Origin of the sequence: Paenibacillus cremeus, assembly GCF_007786445.1 — a bacterium.
Classification (GTDB): domain Bacteria; phylum Bacillota; class Bacilli; order Paenibacillales; family NBRC-103111; genus Paenibacillus_G; species Paenibacillus_G cremeus.
Genome location: NZ_VNJI01000014.1, coordinates 17,537 through 31,453 on the forward strand (window position 1 = coordinate 17,537; position 13,917 = coordinate 31,453).

11 protein-coding genes are annotated in these 13,917 nt (G+C 54.6%); 10 read left to right on the forward strand and 1 reads right to left on the reverse strand.

The window, feature by feature from the left end; genetic code table 11:
- Nucleotides 1-24: 24 nt before the first annotated feature.
- The 8 genes from FPZ49_RS37470 (at nucleotide 25) to FPZ49_RS13170 (ending at nucleotide 11,621) form a co-directional block, all read left to right on the forward strand.
- Complete coding sequence (locus FPZ49_RS37470; RefSeq protein ID WP_391563819.1) at nucleotides 25-87, forward strand: potassium-transporting ATPase subunit F; 63 nt, start codon at nucleotides 25-27, stop codon at nucleotides 85-87.
- 53 nt (nucleotides 88-140) lie between these two features.
- A complete protein-coding gene (gene kdpA / locus FPZ49_RS13140; protein WP_144847548.1) occupies nucleotides 141-1,814 on the forward strand; it encodes a potassium-transporting ATPase subunit KdpA in 1,674 nt (557 codons plus the stop codon).
- A gap of 30 nt (nucleotides 1,815-1,844) precedes the next feature.
- Entirely contained in the window at nucleotides 1,845-3,887 is a 2,043-nt protein-coding gene (gene kdpB / locus FPZ49_RS13145; protein WP_144847340.1) for a potassium-transporting ATPase subunit KdpB, read from the forward strand.
- A gap of 37 nt (nucleotides 3,888-3,924) precedes the next feature.
- Nucleotides 3,925-4,482: a potassium-transporting ATPase subunit KdpC gene (gene kdpC / locus FPZ49_RS13150; RefSeq protein WP_261381380.1), complete on the forward strand. Its 558-nt coding sequence runs from the start codon at nucleotides 3,925-3,927 to the stop codon at nucleotides 4,480-4,482.
- Nucleotides 4,483-4,566: 84 nt separating this feature from the next.
- The gene (locus FPZ49_RS13155; protein WP_144847344.1) at nucleotides 4,567-6,900 is read left to right on the forward strand and encodes a universal stress protein; all 2,334 of its coding nucleotides are present in this window, start codon (nucleotides 4,567-4,569) and stop codon (nucleotides 6,898-6,900) included.
- Between the two features lie 39 nt (nucleotides 6,901-6,939).
- A complete protein-coding gene (locus FPZ49_RS13160; RefSeq protein ID WP_261381381.1) occupies nucleotides 6,940-8,550 on the forward strand; it encodes an ATP-binding protein in 1,611 nt (536 codons plus the stop codon).
- Complete coding sequence (locus tag FPZ49_RS13165; RefSeq protein WP_144847346.1) at nucleotides 8,537-9,238, forward strand: response regulator; 702 nt, start codon at nucleotides 8,537-8,539, stop codon at nucleotides 9,236-9,238. The genes FPZ49_RS13160 and FPZ49_RS13165 overlap by 14 nt, the downstream gene beginning before the upstream one ends.
- A gap of 118 nt (nucleotides 9,239-9,356) precedes the next feature.
- Nucleotides 9,357-11,621, forward strand: coding sequence for an ATP-dependent helicase (locus FPZ49_RS13170; protein WP_144847348.1), 2,265 nt, complete (start codon nucleotides 9,357-9,359; stop codon nucleotides 11,619-11,621).
- Nucleotides 11,622-11,684: 63 nt separating this feature from the next.
- Here the strand turns inward: FPZ49_RS13170 and FPZ49_RS13175 are convergent, their stop codons facing one another.
- Nucleotides 11,685-12,758 carry a metallophosphoesterase family protein gene (locus FPZ49_RS13175; protein ID WP_144847350.1) on the reverse strand — a complete coding sequence of 358 codons (1,074 nt, stop codon included), beginning with the start codon at nucleotides 12,756-12,758 and terminating at the stop codon, nucleotides 11,685-11,687.
- Between the two features lie 184 nt (nucleotides 12,759-12,942).
- Between FPZ49_RS13175 and FPZ49_RS13180 the strand changes: the two genes are divergently transcribed.
- Together FPZ49_RS13180 and FPZ49_RS13185 are read left to right on the forward strand one after the other, a co-directional pair.
- On the forward strand, nucleotides 12,943-13,254 hold the full coding sequence (locus FPZ49_RS13180) for a hypothetical protein (protein ID WP_261381396.1): 312 nt from the start codon (nucleotides 12,943-12,945) through the stop codon (nucleotides 13,252-13,254).
- A gap of 93 nt (nucleotides 13,255-13,347) precedes the next feature.
- Nucleotides 13,348-13,647, forward strand: coding sequence for a hypothetical protein (locus FPZ49_RS13185; RefSeq protein WP_144847354.1), 300 nt, complete (start codon nucleotides 13,348-13,350; stop codon nucleotides 13,645-13,647).
- Nucleotides 13,648-13,917 lie beyond the last annotated feature (270 nt).

The following is a 13,917-nucleotide window of genomic DNA, read 5'->3' on the forward strand; positions in this document are numbered from 1 at the left end:
GGGTGCTTCATGATCGTCGTCGGAATGATTGCGGTTGCTCTAATTTTGTATCTCGGGTTTGTGCTCATCAAGCCGGAGAAATTTTAATAGCGTCGGATCGTTACAACCGTCTGCAACGAGGAGGATAATTTTAAATGAGTATGGGATTTGTGCAAGTGGCCGTTACCTTAATCATCATCATGCTATTGGTTAAGCCGGTAGGCAGCTATATGGTTAAGGTATTTGGTTCTGAAACAACGGGTCTGGATCGCGTATTCGGGCCGTTCGAACGATTGCTTTACAAGCTGATGGGTGTTCGCGAAGGGGATTCAATGGGATGGAAGGCTTATTTGGGCGCCATGTTCCTATCCAACTTCGTGATGCTGGTTCTAATGTATCTTGTCCTAAGATTGCAAAAATATTTGCCGCTCAACCCGGATGGGATCGACAATATGCCCGTGGCGCAGGCGTTTAATACGGCGGCATCATTTATCACCAATACGAACTGGCAGTCCTATAGCGGAGAAAATGGGCTCTCCTATTTATCGCAGCTTCTTGCGATCACGTTCCCGATGTTCACTTCGGCCGCTACCGGCTTCGCTGTGGCGATTGCCTTTATTCGCGGACTGATCGGACGGCAGGACAACCTGGGTAACTTTTATGTGGATATTACGCGTTCGATTACACGGATCTTTTTGCCGCTGAGCATCCTGATTGCCTTGTTCCTGGTGTTCCAGGGAATACCGCAAACACTGCAAGGCGCAGTGGATGCTGCTACGCTGGAAGGAGCGAAGCAAACCATTACCCGAGGGATGGTGGCGTCGCTGGAATCCATCAAACATATTGGAACCAACGGTGGCGGATGGTTTGGAACCAATGCTGCGCATCCGTTTGAGAATCCAACGCCGCTCACGAACCTGGTGCACATCCTATGCATGATGCTGCTGCCGACGTCGTTGGTGTATGCGTTTGGACTTATGATTAAAAACAAAAAGCAGGGCTGGACCGTGTTTGCGGCAATGGGGTTCATTTTCCTGGTGATGCTCGCAACCGTCTTCGTATCGGAGTATCGCGGTGTGCCCGCTTTGGACGCTTTGGGCGTACACGGCAATATGGAGGGCAAAGAGGTTCGCTTTGGCATATCCGAATCGGCCCTTTTCACCGCAGTAACGACAGCCGCAACAACGGGCTCCGTCAATACTATGCATGAATCGTTAACGCCGATGGGCGGGTTCGTGCCTCTTGCCGAAATGATGCTCAATAACGTGTTCGGCGGAAAAGGCGTAGGGCTTCTGAACGGCTTGTTGTATCTGATCTTATCGATCTTTATTTGCGGACTGATGGTTGGACGTACGCCGGAATTTCTGGGCAAAAAAATTGAGGGCAAAGAAGTTAAGCTGGCATCGATCGCCATTTTGACTCACCCGCTGATCATTCTTGCTCCGACGGCTTTGGCACTCCTGCGTCCGGAATCGATCGCATCGATCTCCAATCAAGGCATGCACGGCTTGTCTGAGGTGCTCTATGCTTTTACATCAGGAGCAGCCAATAACGGCTCCGCGTTTGCCGGCCTGAATGCCAATACGAATTTTTATAATGTCGGCATTGGACTTGTGATGCTGTTTGGGCGGTATGTTTCGATTATTGCAATGCTCGCGATTGCCGGTTCGCTCGCAACGAAGCGCGTTGTTCCAGTGACAACAGGGACACTGCGGACGAATACCCCATTGTTTGCGGGAATTCTGGTGGTCATTATTCTCGTCATCGGGGCGCTCACGTTCTTCCCGGCGCTGGCCCTGGGACCGATCGCTGAACATTTGGCTATGCCGCGTTAAAGTTGCAACAAACTAGGAGGTTCAATCCATATGACTACAGCTAGGAAAAATACGTTAACGAAAGAAATCGTTTCACAGGCGATCATTGATGCCTTTAAAAAGCTGAATCCCGCGGTCATGATTAAAAACCCGGTGATGTTCGTAGTTGAGGTTGGTACTGTCATAACATTATTGTTGTCGATCTGGCCGGATCTGTTTGTGGCTTCAACGGTAGGACGGGGCTATAATATCGCAGTTTTTCTCATCCTGCTGTTTACCGTATTGTTCGCCAACTTCGCTGAAGCACTGGCCGAGGGCCGAGGCAAAGCTCAAGCCGATACGCTCAGAAAAACCAAATCCGAAACGATGGCAAAGCTGGTGCAAAAAGACGGGTCCTACAAGCAGGTCTCCTCAACCCAATTGAAAAAAGGAGATGTCGTCCGAGTGGACACTGGTGAAATCATTCCGACGGACGGGGAAATTATTGAAGGGCTGGCATCGATCGACGAATCGGCGATCACGGGCGAATCCGCGCCGGTCATTAAAGAAGCGGGTGGTGATTTCTCATCGGTTACCGGGGGAACCCGCGTGGCCTCGGACTACATTATCGTGAAGGTCATGACGGATCCCGGCGAGTCGTTCCTGGATCGGATGATTGCGCTTGTCGAAGGCGCTAAACGGCAAAAAACGCCGAACGAGATCGCTTTAACGACGTTGCTTGCGGTTTTAACCCTGATCTTCCTGATCGTCATCATGACCATGGTTCCCATGGCGCAATATCTGAGCGTGAAGCTCGATGTCGCCACCTTGATCGCTTTGCTCGTTTGTTTAATCCCGACCACGATCGGCGGGCTGCTATCGGCCATCGGGATCGCAGGGATGGACCGGGTAACGCAATTCAACGTGCTGGCTATGTCCGGGAAAGCTGTGGAGGCTGCAGGCGACATCGATACGCTCATCCTGGATAAAACAGGAACGATTACGTACGGCAACCGGATGGCATCGGAGATCCTTCCTGTGAAGGGCGTTTCGTCCAAAGAGATGATTTTATCCGCGTTGATGGCGTCGGTGAAGGATGAAACACCGGAAGGCCGTTCCATCGTGGAGCTTGCAAATAAGCTTGGCGAGAGCTGGGCCGAGAAGGAATATAAAGACGCCGAGGCCATCGAGTTTACGGCGGAAACGCGGATGTCCGGCCTGAATCTGGCGAGCGGGGCGCAAATCCGCAAGGGTGCGGTGGATGCTATTAAGAAGCATATTTCGGCCAAAGGCGGCAGGATTCCAAGCGACCTGGACGACATTGCGAACCGCATTGCAAGAGCGGGAGGCACTCCGCTGGCTGTAGCCGCAGGCGATCGCATCTATGGTGTCATCTACTTGAAGGATACGGTGAAGCCCGGGCTCAAGGAACGATTCGCCGAGCTTCGAGGGATGGGGATCAAGACGATCATGTGTACCGGTGATAACCCGCTCACCGCGGCTACGATTGCGCTGGAAGCAGGCGTGGACGATTTCATTGCCGAAGCGAAGCCGGAGGATAAAATCGCGGCGATTAAGAAAGAGCAGCAGGATGGCAAGCTGGTCGCCATGACCGGGGATGGGACGAACGACGCGCCGGCGCTGGCGCAGGCGGATGTGGGTCTTGCGATGAATTCGGGGACGATGGCCGCCAAAGAGGCCGCCAATATGATCGACCTCGACTCCGATCCGACGAAGCTGCTGTCGGTTGTCGCGATCGGGAAGCAGCTGCTGATTACCCGCGGGGCGTTAACGACCTTCTCCATCGCCAATGATATCGCCAAATATTTCGCGATCATTCCTGCGATGTTCATTCTCGCGATGCCTCAGCTGGAGGCGCTGAATATCATGCATTTAGCTTCGCCGACATCGGCCATTCTATCGGCGCTCATTTTCAATGCCGTCATTATTCCGCTGCTGATTCCGATCGCCATGAAGGGTGTCAAATACCGTGCCATGAGCGCCGACAGGCTGCTCACGCGCAATGTGCTCATCTACGGCGTAGGCGGAGTGATCGTACCCTTCGTCGGCATCAAAGCCATCGATCTTGTGCTTCAGGTATTGAATATCGCATAAACAGATAAAAAGAAGCTTTAGGTGAGGAGATATGAATATGATAATGACAGCGATTCGTTCGTCCGTAGTGCTCATGCTGCTCTGCGGACTGATATATCCCCTGGTAACCACCGGGGTGGCCCAAGCCCTTTTTCCTAAGCAGGCTGACGGCAGCTTGATTGAATCGGGCGGTCAGATTGTCGGGTCGGAGCTGCTTGCCCAAGGCGTAGACTCGCCTAAGCTCTTTCATCCGAGAGTCTCAAATGCCAAATATGACCCGACTGCCTCAGCTGGCTCCAATATGGCGATCGCCTCCGATGATTATGTGCAAGGGATTGCCGATCAAATCGACGAGCTGAAGAAGGATAATCCGAAGCTGACAGACATCCCGGCCGATTTGGTCACGGTCTCCGGCTCCGGCTTTGATCCGGACCTGTCCCCGGAAGCGGCCAAGGCGCAAATGCCAAGAATCAGCCGTGAGACGGGGATCAGTGAGCAGCAGCTGGCTCAGCTGGTGGATGCGCATACGAAAGGAAGGCAGATGGGGATTTTTGGAGAGCCGCGCGTGAATGTGACGGAATTGAATTTGGAGCTGATCAAGCAAGTGAAGCGCTAAAGCGCAGCGCACAGCCGCTCCCGGTTTACCGGGGGTGGCTTTCTGAGCTTTCATTCATCCTTCTCATACAAAGGGGACATCGCATTGGAAGGCTTTAAACGAAAAACACCGGAAGAAATTTTACATTCCATCTCCAAGCTGCATCGCGGCAGGTTAAAGATTTATATCGGTCCAGTCAGCGGCTCGGGCAAAACCTACCATATGCTGCGGGAAGGGAATACCTTGAAGCAGCAAGGGATCGATGTGGTCATTTGCGCTGTCTCCACTCTGCAAAGACCCGAGACGGTAGAGCAATTGGGCGATTTGGAGCGGGTGCCCAGCATTCATTGGTTTAATCATGGCGTCGAAATGAAGGATTTAAATCTCGATGCATTATTGGAGCGCAATCCCGAAGTCGTTCTTGTCGACGGACTGGCTCACCATAACCGGCCGGAAGCCCGTTTTTCTACGCGTCTGGAGGACATCAAATTTTTGCTTTCCCATGATATAAGTGTGATCACGACCGTCAATGTGTACGAATTGGAGGGGTATACCGAGATCGCTCATAAATTGACCGGCATCGAGGTAGAGCACACGGTTCCGGCGGATACGCTCGAAATTGCCGATGAGGTGAGACTGATTGACGTCACTCCGGAAACGGTTTTAAACCGGTTAGCCGAGGGACATCTGAAAGTGAATAAAGACGCTTCGGTGTTTAAAAGAGGCAATCTGGGCGTGCTTCGTGAGCTGGCGCTCCGTTTGGTGGCGGAGGATGTCAACGAGTCGTTGATGGAGCATCGGGAAGAAATGGGGCTTGTCGGCCCGTCTGGAGCAGCGGAGCGCATTCTTGTATCCACGCAGTACCACTGGAACGGCTCCATTTATGTTCGCAGAGGGCAGCAGATTGCCAAACGGCTCAATGGCGAGCTGATGGTGGTTACGTTTTGCAATTTTAAGAAAACGTTAACGAAAGAAGAGGCCACCTTCCGCAGGAGTATGATTAAGCTGGTGGAGAAGGTCCAAGGCGAATTCGAAGAGCTGCCCTTTCAGAACCGCCGGTGCATTTCAAACACCTTGGTCCAATATGCGACCCGGCATCATGTGACGCGCATCGTCATGGGGCATACCAAGCATACGAGATGGCAGGAATTTTGGCAGGGCTCGATTGTAAACGATTTGCTCAAGGCAACGAAAAATATTGATTTGTTTCTGGTCGCGGACCGGGCCGAGCATGAGGGCGAGCGGGTGCTGCCGGCGAATCTCTCGTCAAAAAAGGAGAATCACAAATACCGTCGCCTTAGCGAGCAGGAGGTTGCCGAAAAGATCGGCAAAATCAAGCGCGGGAAATTCAAAGTATATATCGGCGCGGCGCCGGGCGTCGGCAAAACCTACATGATGCTTCGCGAGGGGAATGACCACCTCAAGAAGGGCATCGATGTGCAGATCGGGCTTTTGGAAACGCATAACCGGAAGGAAACGATCGCCCAGGTCGGCAGCCTGGAGATCATCCCCCGTCAGCAGGTGAAGTATCAGAATGTCACACTGGAGGAAATGGATACGGATGCGATTATCCGGCGCTGCCCGGAGGTGGTGCTGGTCGATGAGCTTGCGCATACGAATGTGCCCGGAAGCCAATATAAAAAGCGCTATGAGGATGTGCTGAAGATTCTCGATGCAGGCATTTCCGTGATTACGACCGTGAACGTGCAGCATTTAGAGAGCTTGAATGATGCAGTGGAGCAAATTACGGGTATCCGGGTCAGGGAGACGGTGCCGGATAGCATCCTTCGGCTGGCGGACGAGGTCCAGCTCATTGACGTCGCCCCGGAAGCGTTGCAGCAGCGCATGCGTGAAGGGAAAATTTACGCGATGGCCAAGGTCGACCAAGCACTGAATCATTTTTTCAAGACGGGTAACCTGATCGCACTGCGTGAGCTGGCCCTACGGGAGATTGCTGACGATGTAGACGAGCGGCTGGAGTCGCTGGAGCGCAAAAACTCGCTGCGCGGGCCGTGGCGGAGAAAGGAAGTGATCTTCGTCTGCGTGAATAGCACACCGCATGCCGAGCGGTTAATCCGACGCGGCTTCCGAACGGCTTATCGGCTCAAGGCGGCTTGGTATGTTAATTATGTCCATACTGGAACTGCGTGGACGGTCCTTTCCGATGAGCTGAAAACCAGGCTGGAAGCGTTGGAGCGGCTGACGGTCCGATTGGGCGGAAAATTCGTCGTTCATGATTGTCCAACGCCCAAGGATATCGCTGCCGTCCTATCGGCCAAAGCGATTGAAGCCGGGGCGACACAGCTGGTGATCGGGCAGTCAAAGCAAACCTTGTGGGAGGAATTGCTGCATGGCTCGGTCGTGAAACAATTGATCCGGCAATCCCGTCATATGGATGTGCTCATCGTAGCTGATTTTGACCCCAATCTCGCATTATAATAGAAGTAGAAGTGAATGGAAGCAGGATGTGAAACTTGAATGAGCTCAACCGGCAAAATGCTTGAAAATGAAAAGACGATTCGCTCGGTACAGTCCTTGGATTGGAAGCCTTATGCTTGGGGGACGCTGGCGATTGCCGTACTAACGCTGCTTCTGCACAGCCTTGAGGTATATTTGGATACGGTGAATATCGCACTGATCTATTTATTTCCCGTTCTGTTTGCCGCGGTGTTTGGAGGCTTGGGGCCATCGATCTATGCAGCGAGCTTGGGCGTGATGGCGTTTGACTTTTTCTTTGTCCCGCCCTTTCTTAGCTTTTCGGTGGCCGATCTGAGGTACTTGATCTCCTTTGCCGTGTATCTGGCTGTGGCCGTATCTACGGCAAGTCTTGCAGCGCGATTGAAGCAGCAGCTCCATGTATCGAAGCAGCGGGAGGCTACTACGGCAACCCTCTATGCGCTCAGCCGGCAAATGTCAGCGATCACGGACCTGCATGCTTTGCTGGAAAACGTATCCCATCAAGTGTCCGGAACGATCCATGCGCAGGTGATCTTTTACTTGCCGGATGAGGCGGATGAATTGAAGGTCACAACCGCTCCCTCCAGTCAAGCCGGTTGGGGAAGCGGGGAATCGGAGATGGGGATCGCCAAATGGGTCTATCGCCATGGCGAGATCGCTGGAAGAGGCTCGAACACACTCCGGGAATCGCCGGGGCTCTATGTTCCACTGCGGGCGGAGGGCCGCGTCTACGGCGTGCTGGCTGTGAATCTCGAGGTCCAGCCGGAGCCGGGAGGCGGAGAAGCGCAGGATACGCTGCGGCTGCTGGAGGCGATCGGAGGGCTGGCCGCCAGCGCCATTGCTCGTGTGAAGCTGGGGGAGGAAGCGAGGCTTGCGCATCTGACCGCGGAGTCTGAGCGAATCCGCACGGCGCTGCTTGACTCGGTGTCCCACGAATTACGCACGCCGCTGGCTACCATCATCGGCTCCGCGACCGGCCTCATCGAAGGCGAGCCGCTGTTCTCCTCCGAAGACCGTCTGGAGCTGGCCTCGACCATACGAGACGGCGCGCTGCGGATGAATCGGCTGGTCACGAATCTGCTAGGGATGGTCAAGCTGGAAAGCGGCATGCTGACCCTGCATAAAAAATGGTGTGACGTAGAAGACATGATCGGCGTGGTTTTGTCGCAGGTGAAGGATTTTCAGCAGCATCGCGAGCTTCGTGTCCGCCTGCCGGAGCCCGTTCCATTCCTGCCGGGCGATGAGGTGCTGCTGGAGCAGGTGCTGGTCAATGTGGTCAGCAACGCCATCAAGTATTCGCCCGATTACAGCGACATCGTGATTGAGGTGAAGCAGGATACGCAGCATGTTACGATGACGGTGGCGGATTCGGGGCTAGGAGTGACCGCCTCGGAGCGGGAGCGAATTTTTGATAAATTTTATCGCGCGGAATCGACCCGTCACGTGCCGGGAACCGGGCTCGGACTGGCCATCTGCAAAGGCATCGTGGAAGCGCACGGCGGCACGATCACCGCGGAGCCGAACCAGGAGCGGGGCACCATCATCACGATCACGCTCCCGGCAGGGGAGCAGCCGCAGGTGCCGTATCCCTGGATTCCGGAAGGAGAGCGAGAACCTCATGACAACCCCTAACGGTGCGCGCATCTTAATCATCGATGACGAGCCGCAGATTCGGAAGCTGCTGAAGGTGAGCTTGAAGGCTCACCACTTTGAAATTCATGAAGCAGGCACCGGAGAAGATGGCCTGTACCAAGCCAGCACGATCCATCCCGATCTGATCGTGCTCGATCTCGGCCTGCCGGATATCCCCGGCATGGAGGTGCTGCACCGCATCCGCGAATGGTCGCGGATGCCGATTATTGTGCTCACGGCCAAGGACCGTGAGGAGGATAAAATTACGGCGCTGGACTGCGGCGCGGACGATTATGTCACCAAGCCATTCGGCATGGGCGAGCTGGTGGCCCGGATCCGTGTCGCGCTGCGGCACGTGGCCAAAGCCGTGGACGAACCGATTCTCCATTTCGGCTCGCTGGTCATTGATTTGGCACAGCGGCTCGTTGAGCTGGACGGCCACCGGGTGAAGCTCACGCCCACAGAGTATGAGCTGCTGAAAATTCTCGCCTCGAACGCGGGCAAGGTGATTACTCAGCGGCAGCTGCTGCAGCAGGTCTGGGGCGGCCATCACCATGAGTCCGACAGCCATTATTTGCGCATCTATATCGGCCATTTACGCAAGAAGCTGGAGCCGGATCCGACAAGGCCCAGGTTCATCGAGACGGAGCCGGGGATCGGGTACCGGTTTATGCTGCAGCAGCCGTAGTAGCTCGCAGCAGGGGACACTGGCGGACAATTCCTTTTGACAACCGGAACAAAAAGGTCTATCATGAGTCAGTTCAAGTAGTAGATTGCTCGGAAAAGCTAGGAAAAGGAACGGACCTATGAAAGCCAATGAAGCATTTTTCACACGTATGCACCAGAAAACAGGCGTTTCGCTAAACGAAGTCCAGAAGCAGGCCGTGCTCCAAACGGAGGGGGCGCTGCTTCTTTTGGCTTCTCCGGGCTCGGGGAAGACGACGACGATCATTATGCGCATCGGCTACCTCATCGAGGAGAAGGGCGTGGCGCCGTCGCGGATCAAGGCGGTCACCTTCAGCCGGGCGTCGGCTGCGGATATGAAGGAGCGGTTCAAGCGCTTTTTCCCGGACGTGCCGCCTGTGGACTTCTCCACCATTCACTCTCTCGCCTTCGAAGTCGTTCGGGAGCATTACCGCAAGACGAGAACTGCCTTTCAGATCATTGAAGGGGATATCGATTTCGAGCTGGAGGCTCAAGGAGAGCCCGGGACCGATCGGCCGCCGCTGCAGAAGAAGCTGATTCTCCGGCACTTGTACCAACGCCTCGTTGGCGATAACCTCACCGAGGACCAGATGGACGAGCTCACCACCTACATCAGCTTAATCAAAAACAAGCTGATACCCCCTGAGCAATGGTCGGAGATCAAGTGCGAGGTGAAGCAGGCAGAGCGCATTTTAACTGAATATGAAGCGTTCAAGCGCGCAGGGGCAGGCACGGGAAAGCTGCTGCTTGATTACGACGATATGCTCACCGCAGGGCGAGAGATTCTGGAGCGGGACCGGGAGCTGCTTCGCCGGTATCAGGAGCGGTACGATTATTTGTTGACCGATGAGAGCCAGGACACATCGATGGTGCAGCATGCGATCATCGAGCAGTTGGTGCGGGAGCATGGGAAGCTGTGCGTGGTCGCGGACGACGACCAGTCGATCTACGCTTGGCGGGGCGCGGAGCCGTCGTATTTGCTCAATTTCAGGGAGGCGTATCCGAAGGCTGTGATCTTGTTCATGGAGCAGAACTACCGGTCCTCGAAGGAGATCGTGCAGACGGCTAATCAGTTCATTAAGCGCAACAAGCATCGCTACGACAAAAACATGTTCACCCGCAATCCGGCGCATAAGCCGATTCGGATCAAGGATTTTTCCGACTATGCGTTTCAGGTGAAATATCTGGTTCAGGACATTCAGCAGGTGGAAAATCTTCGCGAGGTGGCGGTGCTGTACCGCAACAACTCCTCCTCGATCCCGCTTATGAACGAGCTGGATCGGGCTGGGGTCCCCTTTTATATGAAGGATGCGGATGTGCGCTTTTTCTCCCACTGGGTGGTGAAGGACATGCTGAACTTCATGCGGATGACCTATACGGATAAAAGGGTCGACCTGCTCGAGGAAATTTACATGAAGCTGAACGGCTACATTACGAAGCAGCAGCTGGCGGCCGTGAAGGAGCTTCACCTGGGCACGGGCTCGGTATTTGACACGCTGCTGGAGCAGGTGAACCTGCAGGAGTATCAGCGCAAGCCGCTGCTTGAGTGCAAAGAGACGTTCCAGCGTCTTAGAGGAGCGCCGCCGCTGGAGGCGATTCGCATCTTCCGCAGCAAGCTGGGGTATGAAAAAGCGATCGAACGGATGAGCGAGCGGCTCGGCTTCCGCAAGGAATATTTGATCGGCATTTTGAACACGCTCGAGGAGATAGCCACTACGCTCGAGACGATGGAGGACTTCGCCAAGCGGCTGCAGTACCTGGAGTCGGTGATGAAAAGCGCCAAGCAGCGGAAATCGCAGAACGCCGTGACCTTGTCTACGCTGCACAGCGCGAAGGGGCTGGAGTTCCAGCGGGTGTACATGATTGACCTGATCGAAGGGGTTATTCCCTCGAAGGAGGATGCGGACAAGGCGGAGGAGCCGCTCATGGAAGAGGCGGTCCGGTTGTTCTACGTCGGCATGACGCGGGCGAAGCAGGAGCTGGAGCTGCTTACCTACAAGCAGCGGGATGGCGAGAAGGTGGCCGAGTCGCGGTTCGTGGCGCATGTGCGCAGCTTGATGAATCCGACTCCGGCGAAGCCGAAGCTGGGGCAGCCGGGGGCAGATGGCAAGCCTGTCAAGGCTTCCAAGGCACGAGCGACATCGCCCGCAAGCCAAAGCCGCCGCAAGGATGCCCCCCGCAATCCCAACGCCGTTCGGAGCCGGAGTGAGCTGAATGTCGGTGCTCAGATCCAGCACCGCGTGTTTGGGCCAGGAGAGATTGTGAGCGTTGGCGAGGAACGGCTCGAGATTCGGTTCGGGGCGGGCGTCAAGGTGCTGTCGCTAGAGACGTGCCTCGAGATGGGCGTGTTGGAAAAGTGTACTTAAAAAAAGCTTGCCGCTCAATGAAGATTGAGGCGGCAAGCTTTTTCGATTTGGTGTGTGCGCAAGTTATGCGCGCTTCAGCGGAATGCTCCAGTTTCCTTCTTTGATCCAGGTCCGGTCCATGAATTCGCGGGCACGCAGGGTAACCCTATCCGAGTACACTTGGACGTAGAGCCCCTGGGAGGTTAGCGGACTGTTCTGCGACAAGCTGCGGGTCCGACCTACCGAGGCATTATGGAACCAGTGGAACGATTCCGGGGTATAATGCTGTCCGGCGCGGAAATTTTCGTGCCGGTGGCCGGAGAACACGAACACGTTCGAGTACGGCTTCAAGATGCTGCGAAACTCTTTAGCGCGAATGAGCTGGTGCGTGGCACCGTCCTGACCGATCGACGGCAGCGGCTGGTGGATCATGACGAACACCGGGCTTCCGTCTTTGTGCGGCTCCATTTTTTGCTTAAACCAGGCCATCTGGGCATCCGAATACCAAGCGCCTTCGCCGACCTCAGGCTTCTCCTGCACGTACGCTTCTTGCGAAAGCATGATGATGTGATAGCCGTTCACATAAAAATCATGGTAGATTTGGTCCATTTTAAACTGAGATATGAAGGCCTTACGGGATTGTGCGTCGGATTTTCCGTTTGGCATCGCGTCTTTGTCCCACTGTCCATGCTTGTCGATCCAAATGCTGTAATAGTCGTGATTCCCCATATTGGCGTGCAGCGGGGGAAGCTTTTTGCTGTAGTCTTTGATGATTTTGTTATACTCGCGGTAGTCGGATTCCGTCCCGGAGTCGGTAATGTCGCCGGTGATGAGCACCGTTTCGACCTTGGATTCGAAGCTGGTAATGTCATCGAGCGCTTTGCGCAGCTTGTCGCTCTGCTCCGCCGCATAGCTGTTGACGTGCGTATCGCTGAGGATCATAAAAGAAAACAGCGGCTCGGTCGTCGAAGCTGTGGCCGTCGTAGCAGCTGCCGGGGCGGAAGCAAGGTTAGGTGTTGTAGTGGCAGGAGGAATCGGCTTCGGCGGCTCGACCGCCGCTTCGATGTCTCTTCCGAGCCATTTCCAAAGCCCTAGCAGCGACGCAGCGATGACGCCGACAAAGGAAAGCAGCATTTTAATAAACTGTCTTCGCGACATGACCTCCACCTCATTAGGCAGTACTTCAACGTTCCCATTGATAGCTCTATTATACCGAAGTCGCAGGCGATAATATATCTAATTTTTGCGGAAACCGAGGGGCTGGAGAGGGCATTAGCATGGATAAAAATGGCGCTGCGGGGCATTGTAGAAAAAAGCGAAAAGGAGGCGCATGAGGTTGGATGTGAATTTATTGGAATTGGAGAAGCTGCATGCGGACATTGAGGCGATCCACGAAATTGTGCTGACGCTCAAGGCGAGCATTGACGGCAAGGACGTCGGCATTCATATTTTGAAAAATAGTGCGGGCTCCTACTTTTACGAGCTCAGCCATGCGTACCGCGGGGCCGATCGCACCGACCGGTTCAGCTCGATGGAGAATCGCTACGCTTCCGTGGAGGAAGCGGCCAAGGGCGCGCTGCAGTCCGCGACGCTGTATTACCGCAGCACCGACGAAGGCGGAGCGTGGCAGAAGAACGAGTCGTACGTTCAGTAAGCGGTAGATTCGGCGAGAGAGCATTTATGGACGAAGGTCCGTGAGTGCTCTTTTTTGCTTGTTCTTTGTAAGGGGGGGGGTATACGAGGGAAAGTGGCGATATCGTGTGAAGCCGGGGAACCGGAGGAGTCGGAGGAGTTGTGCAAGCCACGCGGACTGCGGAAGCCGGCGAAAACTGGGCAAACCTGGCGAAGTGGGGAATCCGTGCAAACCGTGCAAACCGTGCAAACCGTGCAAACCGACCCGCCGCCCCCGCCGTATGGCGATCCTTCTGGACGTAGCGGAACTGAGCTCCGCTACGTAGCCCCAATCGGCGAAAATACTGATAAAGCGGAACTACGTTCCGTTAAATCAGCGAAATTGCATGCCCTGCGCGTCTTTTGGCTTAAATAGCGGAAACGAGTTCCGCTAGAAGAGTCCGACGGGGCACAAATACCGATATAACGGAACTGAGTTCCGATAAGGGGCGGTTAATAGTGCCCCGTAGTTGAAGTCCATAGTGTGTCCCACTGGAGCCTCATTGCCTACGACCCATCCACCAGTGCACTCCGCCCGCCACAAATGCTACACAGTACACCAAATATTGTGACAAGCATGGAAAATTATTAAATAGTGTGTCATATATAAAATAATAGTATACAATATATTATGAATGTTGTATCT